Annotated in this window: 11 protein-coding genes; 6 read left to right on the forward strand and 5 right to left on the reverse strand. The window is 59.0% G+C overall.

Annotated elements, in window-relative coordinates; all coding sequences use genetic code 11:
* Positions 1 to 14: 14 nt before the first annotated feature.
* The 3 genes from RSE16_11350 to rimP are packed head-to-tail and all read right to left on the reverse strand — an operon-like array spanning position 15 to position 2857.
* A complete protein-coding gene (locus RSE16_11350; protein WRH75298.1) occupies positions 15 to 662 on the reverse strand; it encodes a DUF448 domain-containing protein in 648 nt (215 codons plus the stop codon).
* Between the two features lie 31 nt (positions 663 to 693).
* Positions 694 to 2316, reverse strand: a complete 1623-nt coding sequence (gene nusA / locus RSE16_11355) for a transcription termination factor NusA (GenBank protein WRH75299.1) — start codon at positions 2314 to 2316, stop codon at positions 694 to 696.
* 4 nt (positions 2317 to 2320) lie between these two features.
* A complete protein-coding gene (gene rimP / locus RSE16_11360; GenBank protein ID WRH75300.1) occupies positions 2321 to 2857 on the reverse strand; it encodes a ribosome maturation protein RimP in 537 nt (178 codons plus the stop codon).
* 195 nt (positions 2858 to 3052) lie between these two features.
* Between rimP and RSE16_11365 the strand changes: the two genes are divergently transcribed.
* Positions 3053 to 4192 carry a PQQ-dependent sugar dehydrogenase gene (locus RSE16_11365; protein ID WRH75301.1) on the forward strand — a complete coding sequence of 380 codons (1140 nt, stop codon included), beginning with the start codon at positions 3053 to 3055 and terminating at the stop codon, positions 4190 to 4192.
* Positions 4193 to 4204: 12 nt separating this feature from the next.
* Here the strand turns inward: RSE16_11365 and RSE16_11370 are convergent, their stop codons facing one another.
* Positions 4205 to 4981, reverse strand: a complete 777-nt coding sequence (locus RSE16_11370; GenBank protein WRH75302.1) for a DUF1499 domain-containing protein — start codon at positions 4979 to 4981, stop codon at positions 4205 to 4207.
* A gap of 367 nt (positions 4982 to 5348) precedes the next feature.
* Here RSE16_11370 and RSE16_11375 point away from each other — a divergent pair, with 367 nt between their 5' ends.
* Genes RSE16_11375 through RSE16_11390 form a run of 4 tightly spaced genes read left to right on the forward strand, consistent with a single transcriptional unit; the run spans position 5349 to position 8200 of the window.
* A complete protein-coding gene (locus RSE16_11375; GenBank protein WRH75303.1) occupies positions 5349 to 5846 on the forward strand; it encodes an N-acetyltransferase in 498 nt (165 codons plus the stop codon).
* Entirely contained in the window at positions 5836 to 6402 is a 567-nt protein-coding gene (locus RSE16_11380) for a DUF1285 domain-containing protein (GenBank protein WRH75304.1), read from the forward strand. Before RSE16_11375 ends, RSE16_11380 begins: the two co-directional genes overlap by 11 nt.
* Positions 6399 to 6986, forward strand: coding sequence for a CoA pyrophosphatase (locus RSE16_11385; GenBank protein WRH75305.1), 588 nt, complete (start codon positions 6399 to 6401; stop codon positions 6984 to 6986). Before RSE16_11380 ends, RSE16_11385 begins: the two co-directional genes overlap by 4 nt.
* A complete protein-coding gene (locus RSE16_11390) occupies positions 6983 to 8200 on the forward strand; it encodes a CCA tRNA nucleotidyltransferase (GenBank protein ID WRH75306.1) in 1218 nt (405 codons plus the stop codon). The genes RSE16_11385 and RSE16_11390 overlap by 4 nt, the downstream gene beginning before the upstream one ends.
* 14 nt (positions 8201 to 8214) lie before the next feature.
* Here RSE16_11390 and parC read toward each other — a convergent pair whose 3' ends face one another.
* On the reverse strand, positions 8215 to 10539 hold the full coding sequence (gene parC, locus RSE16_11395) for a DNA topoisomerase IV subunit A (GenBank protein WRH75307.1): 2325 nt from the start codon (positions 10537 to 10539) through the stop codon (positions 8215 to 8217).
* A gap of 127 nt (positions 10540 to 10666) precedes the next feature.
* Between parC and purB the strand changes: the two genes are divergently transcribed.
* The gene (gene purB / locus RSE16_11400) at positions 10667 to 11977 is read left to right on the forward strand and encodes an adenylosuccinate lyase (GenBank protein WRH75308.1); all 1311 of its coding nucleotides are present in this window, start codon (positions 10667 to 10669) and stop codon (positions 11975 to 11977) included.
* The last annotated feature ends 77 nt before the right edge of the window (positions 11978 to 12054 follow it).

Consider the following 12054-nt stretch of genomic DNA (forward strand, 5'->3'; position numbering starts at 1 on the left):
AACAGACCTTGCCTTTAACTATCCGTATTGCGCGGCGCATTACCTGCACGGACGTTCGCCGAAGCGACGCCGGGCGCGTTACTGCATCCGATGAAATAAAGCCAGCGGTCGAGATGATGTTTCACCCGTTCCGCCGCACGTTCGTCCGTGATTGCTACATGCACGGCGTTTCCCCGTCCCAATGCGGCCGAAAGCGCATTACGGTCAACCGGAAGTTTGACCCCGGTCTTGCCGCTGCCTTCTTCGCCAAGGCCGACACGCCAGCTTTGATCGCGTTTGCCTCTGCCATCATCGCTTGCGTCTTCCGCATGAAGCAACAATGCCACAGCGCCTGAACGGGCCGCTGCATCAACCTTTTCAGCGCCGGACACCAGATTGCTGGAACGCGCCTCCAGACCAAGACGATCCATCGTCGCCTTTTCAAGGCCAGACCGGATCCGTTCGGCAAGATCATCGGGAATAATGATCTGCGAAATCTTGAATGCGCGCTTCAACTGGCCCGAAAGCTTGCCTTTCGTTCCGGCCGCTTCGAGTTCGTCTGCCGGCACACCGATCCAAGCCCCGCGACCGGGGGCCTTGCCGTGAATATCCGGCATGATCTGGCCATCAGGACCAAGCGCAAGCCGAACGAGCAGGTGCTGTGGCACCCGCTCCCCCGACAATATGCACTTCCTTACAGGAGCGTGAGGGTCCTCATTGGGAGGTTTCCGCGGCAATGGCGTCCTCCCCATTGGCTTCGGGCTCATCATCGAACCAGTGCGCACGCGCGGCCATGATGATTTCATTGCCCTGTTCTTCGCTCAGCCCAAAGCTGGCGAGGATACCCGGCTTTTCATCGCCACGGTTGCTACGACGGTTATTGTCGCTGCGGCGTTGCTCGGTACGACCTTTCTGGACCAATTCGTCGGTCGCGAGATCGGCAAGGTCATCCAGCGTCTTGATGCCGGCCTTACCGAGCGTGACCAGCATGGCTTCGGTCAGATGCGGCAGTTCACCCAGTGCATCTTCAACACCCAATTCGCGACGTGTGGTGCGTGCGGCCTCTTCCTTGCGATCCAGCGCTTCGATCGCGCGGTTCTGCAACTCTTCGGCGAGCTCTTCGTCAAACCCTTCGATGCCGGCGATTTCATCGACGGCAACATAGGCGACTTCCTCAAGCTCGCTAAAGCCTTCTGCCACCAGCAACTGGGCCAGTGTTTCATCGACGTCGAGTTCCTGCTGGAACATTTCGGACCGCTCGACAAATTCCTTCTGGCGCTTCTCGCTCGATTCAGCCTCGGTCATGATGTCGATCGCGCGGCCGGTAAGCTGGCTGGCGAGACGGACATTCTGGCCGCGGCGGCCAATTGCAAGGCTCAACTGGTCATCAGGAACGACAACCTCGATACGACCTTCTTCCTCATCGATGACCACGCGGCTGACGGTTGCCGGCTGCAAGGCGTTGACGATGAAGGTCGCGGCATCATCCGACCAAGGAATGATGTCGATTTTTTCGCCCTGCATTTCCTGAACGACGGCCTGCACGCGGCTACCCTTCATACCAACGCAGGCACCGACCGGATCGATCGAGCTATCATAGCTGATCACGCCGATCTTGGCGCGGCTGCCCGGATCGCGGGCTGCGGCCTTAATTTCGATGATGCCGTCGTAAATTTCAGGCACTTCCTGCGCGAACAGCTTTTTCATGAAATCGGGATGTGCGCGGCTGAGAAGGATTTGCGGACCGCGATTTTCGCGGACAACCTTCAGGATCAGCGCACGAACGCGATCGCCATTACGAACGACTTCGCGTGGAATCTGCTGGTCGCGGCGGATCACACCTTCGGCGCGGCCCAGATCGACAACAACATGGCCGAACTCCACCGATTTTACGACGCCGGTAATGACTTCGCCAGCACGGTCCTTGAATTCTTCATATTGGCGCTCGCGCTCTGCATCGCGAACCTTCTGGAAGATGACCTGCTTGGCGGACTGCGCATCGATACGACCGAGATCAACCGGCGGCAAAGGATCGACGATAAAGTCGCCAACCGCAGCACCTTTTTGCAGCTTTTCAGCCTGTTTCAGATCGACCTGCTTGAAATAGTCATCGACTTCTTCGACGACTTCGACGACGCGCCACAGACGCAGATCACCGGTCTGGGTATCCAGCTTGGCGCGAATATCATTTTCGGCACCGTAACGGGCGCGAGCCGCGCGCTGGATCGCTTCTTCAAGCGCTTCAACGACGATCGCCTTGTCGATCATCTTCTCGCTGGCCACGGCATTGGCAATCGCCAGCAGTTCAGCCTTATTTGCAGCTATGGGTGTCGCCATCGCTTTAGTCTTCCTGTTCCTGTTCGGTGGTTTCGTCGTCAATTTCGTCTGCGCCGCCGATATCGATCGGGGCAGTCGACGCAATCAGCCGGTCTGTCAAGACCAGCTTGGCGGATTCAATCTGGGTGAAGGCAATCTGATGTCGGCCGCCATCATCAATCAACACGGTATCGCCTTCGACGCCGATCAAATCGCCGCGAAAGCGTTTGCGTCCGTCGGAAAGCTCGGCAAGCTCGATCCGGGCTTCATGCCCTGCCCAGTCGGCAAAATCCTTCAGGCGGGTCAGCGGCCGGTCGATGCCGGGGGAGCTTACCTCAAGGCGATAGGCCTCTTCGATCGGGTCAAGCTCGTCAAACTTGTCGGAAATGCGGTGTGACAATGCCGCGCAATCATCAATATTCAGCTGCCGCGTTTCGGGGCGCTCTGCCATGATCTGCAATGTCGGTTCGTCACCCTTGATCCAGGCAACGCGCACCAGATCAAAACCCAGCGCCTTGGCTTCGGGTTCAATCAGGGTGCTCAACTGTTCAAGATCAGGCATGTCGTTCCAGAATTATATGCAACAAATGAAATGGCGGAGAGCGCCGGCCCCTTTCGGCGCCAGCCCCTTCAGTGTCTAACAATGTCGGGATAAAGCCCAACTAGGCGCATGATCGACAAAATGCAAGGGGGAGTTGCGACGGCGATAGTCGATACCCATTTTCCTGTTCAGGATGTTTCCAAGGAGAGTTTGTCAATGAACCGCATCACCCTTCTCGCGGCTTCGGCCCTGTTCGCAGCGGCATGCAGCCCGGCGCCTGTCAACGCGATCGAAAAATCGTCGGACTTACCGTTTGATGTCAGCGTACAAGCCGATTTCGATGAGCCCTGGGCGATGACATTCGTTCCGGGCACGGCCTATGCACTAATCACCGAGAAAAAAGGCAAGCTGCTTCTTTGGCAACCCGATGGCCTGATCGCCGAAGTCGGCGGGGTCCCCGCGGTTGATTATGGCGGCCAGGGCGGGCTTGGCGACATCATCCTCGCCCCGGATTATGCAAAGACCGGTCATGTCTATCTGAGCTGGGTAGAGGCTGGTGAAAATGACACGCGCGGTGCCGTAGTCGGCATGGCCAAGCTTGACGTAAAGAGCGATAAACCCGCGCTGTCAGACCTGAAAATCATCTGGAAACAAAATCCGAAGGTCACCGGCCGCGGCCATTATGGCCATCGCCTCGCCTTTTCGCCCGACGGCAAATATCTTTTTATCGCATCGGGTGAGCGTCAGAAATTCGATCCGGCGCAGGATATGAACGGCAATCTGGGCAAGGTGCTGCGACTCTACCCCGATGGGTCGGTTCCGAAAGACAATCCCTTTTACGATGCCGCAAATCCAGTGAAGTCCGAAATTTGGTCATTGGGTCATCGCAACCCGTTGGGTCTTGCATTTGATAACAAGGGTCAGCTCTGGAACCAAGAAATGGGCCCGGCGCATGGCGACGAACTGAACCTTGTTAAAAAAGGCGCAAATTACGGTTATCCGAAGGTCTCCAATGGCGACCATTATGACGGCAAGATCATCCCCGACCATGCGCCGGGTGACGGCTTTGAAGCGCCTGCGGTTTATTGGAACCCTGCCATCTCGCCCGCGGGACTGATGTTCTATGACGGCAAACTGTTCCCGGCGTGGAAGAATTCGATGTTCATCGGCGGGCTCAGCGCTAAATCTCTGGTGCGCGTGCAGATCAAGGGCAACAAGGCCGAAAAAGCCGACGAATGGGACATGGGCGCACGCATCCGTGAAATCGAACAAGGCCCAGACGGTGCCGTCTGGATATTGGAAGACGGCATTCGCGGGTCGCAGGGGCGCCTGTTGAAACTGACGCCAAAGAAATAAGGCACAGCGGGGTCAGCCGGCGGGGTTCGTCCCCGCCATATCCGCAAGGAAGCTGCGCACCCGCTTTGCGTTCACGCCAAGATCGCTGACGCCGACACGGCTGATGGAACGCATGTCGACAATGCTGCCACTGCCATCTTCGGTCGGACGGATGCGGACAACGACGTCATCCTTGAAACGGAAAAAGCGGGTGGTGTCGGTGGCTTCAAGCCGGCCCTCGACCGGATCAGCGACCGCGATTGACCAGCCGCGCAGCTGAGCGAGCCGTTCGGCCTTGGCCACAGCCTCTGCCAAGGGCATGGCGATACGGACCGAACGGATATCGCCATATGCTTTGGCATGGATCGCGGCCCAGCGCTGCAACGGGTTCATGCCGCGCATTTCGGGATCCTCTGCGCCCGGTATCTGGTCGAGATAATCTGCTCGCAATGCCAGCGCCTTGAACTGCGGCGGATCGGCAAGGTCAGTGGAAATGTCATGGATCGCCGGCACGGTGCGGGCGGTATAGGCAAAGCTCAACAGCCAAAGCGCGAGCGCGCCGCCCAGCGCCATTCCGATCCAGCGTATCGGACGGGGTGAAACCCGGCCCTTGCGCCGCGCCCACCAGCCTATACCAACGCCAATCAGCAAGGCGGCGATCGCCACACCAAAGGCGGCCATCAACAACAGAAAACCAAAGCGGAATTCCCAAAGCCCCCAACCGGAACCGAGGCCAGCCAGAAGCGCCAAAAGGATCGATCCAGCGCCGAGAACAAAGACGGTAATGCCGCCCCAATTTCTGCCTTTCATTGGCGAAGTTGCCGCCTTGTCAGGGGCTGCGGTATCCGCCGCAGACTGTGCAGGCGCCGCCTGTGCTTGGCTCGCTGGTGATGCGACGTCCGGCCTGTCTTCGCTTTGCATGTCTTTTTCTCCGCCCTGGGTGTTAAGACGAATTTAGCCCAAGCCCACGAAAAACCAAACGAATTCGCATCGCACGGAGTTCCTTGGCTAAGGCGCAAAAATCATGGACAAAGCCTGCCTCCACTGACAAGGCCGACGGCATGTCCGATGTAAATAGCCCCCGCGCCCGCACCTTTTCGGCCCTTTCGCGCTTTGGCGCGCATCTCTGCCGTCGGGCGCTGGGCATTGTCCCGGCACTGCACGCATAGGCCCGTTGATGGCGTTCAAAACCCTGCCGCTTTCTGCCGTACCCGCGCCTGCGATAGAGCATCTGCTTGACCTTGCGTTCGGGGATGACCGGAAATCGCGCACCGCCTATCTGTTGCGAACGCGCGGCAGGATCATGCCCTCGCTGTCATGGGCGGTCATGGATGGCGAGGACATCATCGGTGCGATCCAGTGCTGGCCGGTGCGCATCGGCGCATCGCGCCTGGTGCTGGTTGGCCCGGTCGCCGTGCGTCCCGACCATCAAGGTGCAGGTATCGGCCATCAGTTGATGCATCTGATGCTGGATCAGTCTCGCAATCTCGACAATCCTGCGATGGTGATGATTGGCGACCTGGAATATTATAAGCGCTTTGGCTTCTCGGCGGACGCGACGGCAGGATGGACCCTGCCCGGCCCATGGGATCCGCATCGCCTGCTTGCCCGCAACACCGAAAATGCGGGGCTGCCGATCGATGGAATGATAGAGGAGGATTGCGATGCCCTATGACGCACCCCCCGATATCGGGCAATTAAGCCTTGCCCAGATCGCGGAGCTTGTCGCCGCACGCAAATTGCCGCCTGTTGACCGGTGGGCCCCAGAAAAGACCGGCGACAGCGAAATGTACATCGCCGCTGACGGCCGCTGGTATCATCAAGGTGGCGAAATCCGTCGACCGGCAATGGTGCGCGCCTTTTCAAGCCTTTTGAAGCGCGAGGCAGATGGCGGATACTGGCTCGTCACCCCGCAGGAAAAACTGCACATAAAGGTCGAAGATGTGCCCTTCATCGCGGTCGAGGCGACAAGCGAAGGCAAGGGCGAAGACGCGCGCATCGCTTTTCGCCTGAACAGCGATGATCTTGTTTTTGCGGGCCCCGATCACGGGATCGAGATGCGCCTGTTTGAAGGCACCGATGTGCCCTATTTGCATGTGCGCGGCGGCCTGTGGGCGCGTGCATCACGCCCGCTTTATTATGAAATGGTCGAACGCGCGCTTTCCGAAAGCCCGGATCATCCGGGCGTGTGGAGCGGAGGCATTTTCTATCCACTGGTGCCTGCCGCATGACCTGGAAGGCCCAATTCCGTGAGGCATTGCACCCTTCGCGTGCCATCGAGGTAGAGGATGAACGGGAATTCCCCCGACATCGCGGCGATTATCGCGCGGCTGCTGTTCTCGTGCCGATCACGGACCGCAGCGAGCCAGGCGTTATCCTGACGCAGCGGCCAGACTGGCTGCGCAGCCATGCAGGGCAAGTCGCCTTTCCCGGCGGCAAGATTGACGAGACCGACGAAAATGCCGTGGCCGCTGCGCTGCGCGAGGCGGAGGAGGAAATTGCCCTGCCCCGCCATCTTGTTGAGGTGTTAGGACATGCCGACGAATATCGCTCCGGCAGCGGTTATCGGATCACTCCGGTGATTGGCGTCGTGCCAGCGGATGTTCCCTTGGCACCCAATCCCGAAGAGGTTGCGGAATGGTTTGAAGTGCCGCTCGCAATATTGTTTGATCGCGCCAATTACGCCCAAAGACATGTCGAGTGGCAGGGGCAGAGGCGCAGTTATTATGACATGGAATGGCAGGGCCGCCGCATCTGGGGCGTCACAGCAGGCATCATCGCCAATCTGGCGCGGCGATTGACGGGGGCATCATGACGCGGCTTCCCGACACCGAATGGCTCAACGACCCCGCTTTTCGCAAAGTGGTCGACAGCCTGCGCGTAGATGGCGCGCCCCCCAGAATAGTTGGTGGCGCGGTGCGCGATGCCTTGCTGGGCCTTGCTGTTTCAGACGTCGATCTTGCCACGCCGTTGCTGCCCGAAGACATTGTTCAGCGATTGGAGGCTGCGCGGATCAAGGCCGTGCCGACCGGTATCGACCATGGCACGATCACCGCCGTTTCAGACGGCCGAACATTTGAGATCACCACCTTGCGCCGAGACGTGGAAACCGACGGACGGCGCGCCACCGTCGCCTTTTCAAGCGACTGGCAGGAGGATGCCGCGCGGCGCGATTTCACGATAAACGCTCTTTATGCCGACCCCGACGATGGCAAGATTATCGACTATTTCGGCGGGCTGGCCGATCTCGAGTCAGGCCTTGTCCGCTTCATCGGGGATGCCGGGCAACGCATTGCCGAAGATCATCTTCGCATATTGCGGCTGTTCCGGTTCCACGCCCGTTTCGGCAAGGGCCCGATCGATCCTGACGCGCTGTCGGCGGCGCGGGCAAATGCCAGCAAATTGATGGCCTTGTCACGTGAACGGATCGCAGACGAATTGCGCAAATTACTCGCCGTGACAAATCCTGCCCCTGTGGTTTCCGCAATGGTGGATGCCGATATTTTTTCGGCCTTTCTACCTGAACTTGCAACCGGCGCCGCGCTGCGCCTTGCCCGTCTGGTCGATCGTGAGCACACCGCCGATATTGCCCCCCTTGCCGTCCGCCGGCTCAGCGCATTGCTCCCGACCGACCCGATGCTGGTCGAAAAGATTGCCGCACGGCTGAAACTGTCCAACAGGATGCGTGCCGATCTTGCCGTCCTTGCCAAGACAGACCATGGCGTCACAACAGCACGTCAACTCGCCTACCGTCTGGGCACGGGCAATGCGCGCAGTCATATCCTGTTGCATCATGGCGATGAGGGACTCGGCGAAGCACTTGAAGCGCTTCATGGCTGGGAACCGCCGCAACTGCCGATCAAAGGCGGAGATCTGATAGAGATGGGAATGCGTCAGGGGCCGATGGTTGCGCGCACGCTGCAGGCGATTGAGCGGCAATGGATCGAAGAGAATTTCCCCACCCAATCCCGGACGCGTGAAATCGCCGAGCGACTTGTGGCAGAGGCTTTGGGTTCAATGCCCGGCTGATTTGCCGGCCGAAATCAATCGAAACGGTTGTTGCGCGGAAAGCCCTGCGGCGGCAGCCGTCCAGCCGCGCCGCGCGCAACGCGCCATTGCGTCAGGTCCGTCTCGGTGCGGGTCCGGTTTCCTTCTCCGCCCATCGCCCAGCTCAGCCCCTCGCTCAGGCGGAAGCATTTCGCATCGGAAAGGCCGCCATCCTTGTAGCGTTGCAGGGTGACGCCCTGACCCTTCGCCATTTCGGGCACTTCGTTCAGCGGAAACACGACAAGTTTGCGGTTATCGCCGACCACCGCAAGATAGCGGTCATCAATGCCATCAGCGGGCGCAGCGGGCAGCAGGCGCACGACCGTCAATCTTGTTCCCGGCTTCAGCGTCACGACGCCGCGGCCCTTGCGGGTTTCGGCAACGACATCTTCCATCTTGCAGACAAACCCCTTGCCGGTCGATGCCGCAAGCAAAATGCGTCCGCCTGCCATAACGGGGATCAGCGTAAGGATGTCATTGCCCGCCTCGATATCGATCATCGTACCCAATGGTTCGCCAAATCCGCGCGCACCGGGCAGCTTATCAGCTCCGATCGTGTAAAAACGGCCATTTGCGGTTACGACAAGGATCTTGTCGGTGGTCTGCGTATGGAAGACCTGCGCCAGCGCATCGCCTTCCTTGAATTTATACTCTGCCTTGACGGACAGATCGGCATGGCCCTTCATCGCCTTGATCCAGCCGCGCTTAGACAGAATGACGGTCACCGGCTCGCGTTCGACAAATGCTTCCAACGCGATTTCACGCGCAGGTGCGGCCTCGATCAACGACGTACGGCGGCGGCCCAGCGCGGTTTCCTCTGCATAGCCAGCGCGCAATTTGGTCAGATCTTTCTTGAGCCGCGTGCGCTGCCGCGCGGGGCTTTCGAGCAGCTTCACCAGTTCCTCGCGCTCGGCCGTCAGCTCATCGCGTTCGCGGCGCAATTCCATTTCTTCAAGCTTGCGCAAGCTGCGCAGGCGCATGTTGAGTATCGCCTCGGCTTGTCGGTCATTCAGGCCAAATTCTGCCATCATCACCGGCTTGGGCTCATCCTCGGTTCGGATGATCTCGATGATCCGGTCAAGATTGAGATAGGCAATGATATAACCGTCGAGCAGTTCGAGGCGGTTATCGATCTTCTCAAGGCGATGCTGCGAGCGGCGGACCAGCACGTCAATCTGGTGTGTCAGCCATTCGCGCAGCACTTCGCCCAACCCCATGACACGCGGGACGCGATTGGCATCGAGCACGTTCATGTTAAGACCGAAGCGGGTTTCCAGATCCGTCAGACGGAACAGCGCATTTTTGAGGTCTTCAGGGTCGACATTGCGGCTCTTGGGAACCAGCACGATGCGAATTTCGGCATCGGATTCGTCGCGCACATCGTCAAGGATCGGCAGTTTCTTGTCGGCGATAAGCTGCGCGATCTGCTCGATCAGCTTGCCCTTCTGAACCTGATAGGGGATTTCGGAAATCACCAGCTGCCAGGTGCCGCCGGGCAGTCGTTCAATCCCGGCATCGCGGTCTGCCGTTTCCTTTGCGCTTTCGGCATGGAAGCGCGCCCGCAACCGCAACGCGCCGCGGCCGCTTGCATAGGCAGCGCTAATCGTCTCGCGGCTGTCAACCAAGACCCCCCCGGTTGCAAAATCCGGACCCTGGACGATCTGCATCAATTGTTCATGACTGGCCTTGGGCTCATCAATCAACAGCATCGCCGCATCGATTATCTCGGCCGCATTGTGCGACGGAATGCTTGTCGCCATGCCGACCGCGATCCCGCTTGCACCATTGGCCAACAGGTTGGGGAAAAGACCGGGCATGACTTCCGGTTCTTCATCCTCGCCATTGTAGGTCGGGCGGAAGTCGGCGGCATTTTCATCAAGGCCGGCCATCAGCTCAATCGCCGTCTTGGTCAGCCGCGCCTCTGTGTACCGGTAGGCAGCGGCATTATCACCGTCGATATTGCCGAAATTGCCCTGCCCGTCGACAAGCGGATAGCGCAGCGAAAATGTCTGCGCGAGGCGCACCATCGCGTCATAAACCGATTGGTCGCCATGCGGGTGATATTTACCGATAACGTCGCCGACAACGCGCGCGCATTTCTTATAACCATTGGCCGGATCAAGCTTCAGCTGCCGCATCGCCCACAAAAGGCGGCGGTGCACAGGCTTCAGACCGTCGCGCAGGTCAGGCAATGACCGTGCCGTAATCGTCGACATGGCATAGATCAGATAGCGCTCCGACATTGCAGCGTCGAACGGCGCGTTGACAATCTGGTCAAACGGATCCTCGGCAGGGATGTCGGTGTCGGTAATATCGGACATTGCCGCCGCGATAGCGGCACAGAGAGTCCGCGCAAAGCACCTTGTGCATCAATCCACAGATTTGTGATCATCGCCACATGCTGCTAACGGCGCGGGCGACTCCAACCCTCCATAAGAAAGCCTGCACATGGTCCCCCGCTACGCCCGCCCCGACATGGTCGCCATTTGGGAGCCAGAGAACCGGCTGAAAATCTGGTTCGAAATTGAGGCCCATGCAACACAGGCGCTGGCCGATCTCGGCGTTGTTCCCCAATCGGCGGCAGAGGCGCTTTGGAAATGGTGGGCTACCAACCCGTCCATCGACGTCGCAGCCATCGACGCGATCGAGGCAGTGACCAAGCATGACGTGATCGCTTTCCTTACATGGGTCGCCGAAAAGGTTGGTGACGAAGCCCGCTTCATGCATCAGGGCATGACCAGCTCGGATGTGCTCGACACCTGCCTTGCCGTGCAACTGGCGCGCGCATCAGACCTGCTGCTTGCCGATCTTGACGCGCTGCTGGAGGCCATTAAGCGCCGTGCCTTTGAACATAAAATGACGCCGTGCATCGGCCGCAGCCATGGCATCCACGCTGAACCGGTGACCTTTGGCCTTAAAATGGCGGAAGCCTATGCCGAATTTTCGCGCTGCAAGGATCGCCTGATCGCCGCACGCAAGGATGTCGCCACCTGCGCAATTTCGGGCGCGGTCGGTACCTTCGCCAATATCGACCCCCGCGTCGAAGAACATGTCGCAGAAAAACTCGGCCTGTCGGTTGAACCTGTCTCGACGCAGGTTATCCCGCGTGATCGCCATGCCATGTTCTTTGCGACTTTGGGCGTCATCGCTTCGTCAATCGAGCGTCTTTCCGTCGAAATTCGCCATTTGCAGCGTACCGAAGTGCTGGAAGCGGAAGAATATTTCTCGCCCGGCCAGAAAGGCTCGTCGGCAATGCCGCACAAGCGCAACCCTGTATTGACCGAAAATCTGACCGGACTTGCCCGAATGGTGCGCAGCTATGCGATGCCGGCAATGGAGAATGTCGCACTCTGGCATGAACGCGATATCAGCCACAGCTCGGTCGAACGCTATATCGGCCCCGATGCGACGATCACGCTCGATTTCGCACTCGGACGCCTGACCGGCGTTGTCGACAAGCTGCTCGTTTATCCCGAGCGGATGCAGAAGAATTTGGACAAGATGGGTGGCCTCGTCCACTCGCAGCGGGTTCTGCTTGCACTCACCCAAGCCGGCGTCAGCCGCGAAGACAGCTATGTTCTGGTCCAGCGTAATGCGATGAAAGTCTGGGAATCAGACGGCCAATTGTCGTTGCTCGAACTGCTGAAGGCGGATCCCGACGTAACCAAGGCGCTGTCTCCTCAAGAAATTGAGGAGAAGTTCGACCTTGGCTATCATCTGAAACATGTCGACACGATTTTCGCGCGGGTTTTCGGGTAAACCGTCGCCTGCACCCAGACAGGGGCCGCAAAAGGTTGACGCCTAAACCGTTGGATAAACCGACCGCGGCCCCAGCC

The sequence above is a fragment of the Sphingobium sp. genome (assembly GCA_035196065.1).
GTDB lineage: Bacteria > Pseudomonadota > Alphaproteobacteria > Sphingomonadales > Sphingomonadaceae > Sphingorhabdus_B > Sphingorhabdus_B rara.

What these genes read in the sequence shown, in the direction of transcription:
- nusA (WRH75299.1), bottom strand. Translation starts at nt 2,316, where the DNA reads ATGGCGACACCCATAGCTGCAAATAAGGCTGAACTGCTGGCGATTGCC.
- rimP (WRH75300.1), bottom strand. Translation starts at nt 2,857, where the DNA reads ATGCCTGATCTTGAACAGTTGAGCACCCTGATTGAACCCGAAGCCAAG.
- RSE16_11365 (WRH75301.1), top strand. Translation starts at nt 3,053, where the DNA reads ATGAACCGCATCACCCTTCTCGCGGCTTCGGCCCTGTTCGCAGCGGCA.
- RSE16_11370 (WRH75302.1), bottom strand. Translation starts at nt 4,981, where the DNA reads ATGAAAGGCAGAAATTGGGGCGGCATTACCGTCTTTGTTCTCGGCGCT.
- RSE16_11375 (WRH75303.1), top strand. Translation starts at nt 5,349, where the DNA reads ATGGCGTTCAAAACCCTGCCGCTTTCTGCCGTACCCGCGCCTGCGATA.
- RSE16_11380 (WRH75304.1), top strand. Translation starts at nt 5,836, where the DNA reads ATGCCCTATGACGCACCCCCCGATATCGGGCAATTAAGCCTTGCCCAG.
- RSE16_11385 (WRH75305.1), top strand. Translation starts at nt 6,399, where the DNA reads ATGACCTGGAAGGCCCAATTCCGTGAGGCATTGCACCCTTCGCGTGCC.
- RSE16_11390 (WRH75306.1), top strand. Translation starts at nt 6,983, where the DNA reads ATGACGCGGCTTCCCGACACCGAATGGCTCAACGACCCCGCTTTTCGC.
- parC (WRH75307.1), bottom strand. Translation starts at nt 10,539, where the DNA reads ATGTCCGATATTACCGACACCGACATCCCTGCCGAGGATCCGTTTGAC.
- purB (WRH75308.1), top strand. Translation starts at nt 10,667, where the DNA reads ATGGTCCCCCGCTACGCCCGCCCCGACATGGTCGCCATTTGGGAGCCA.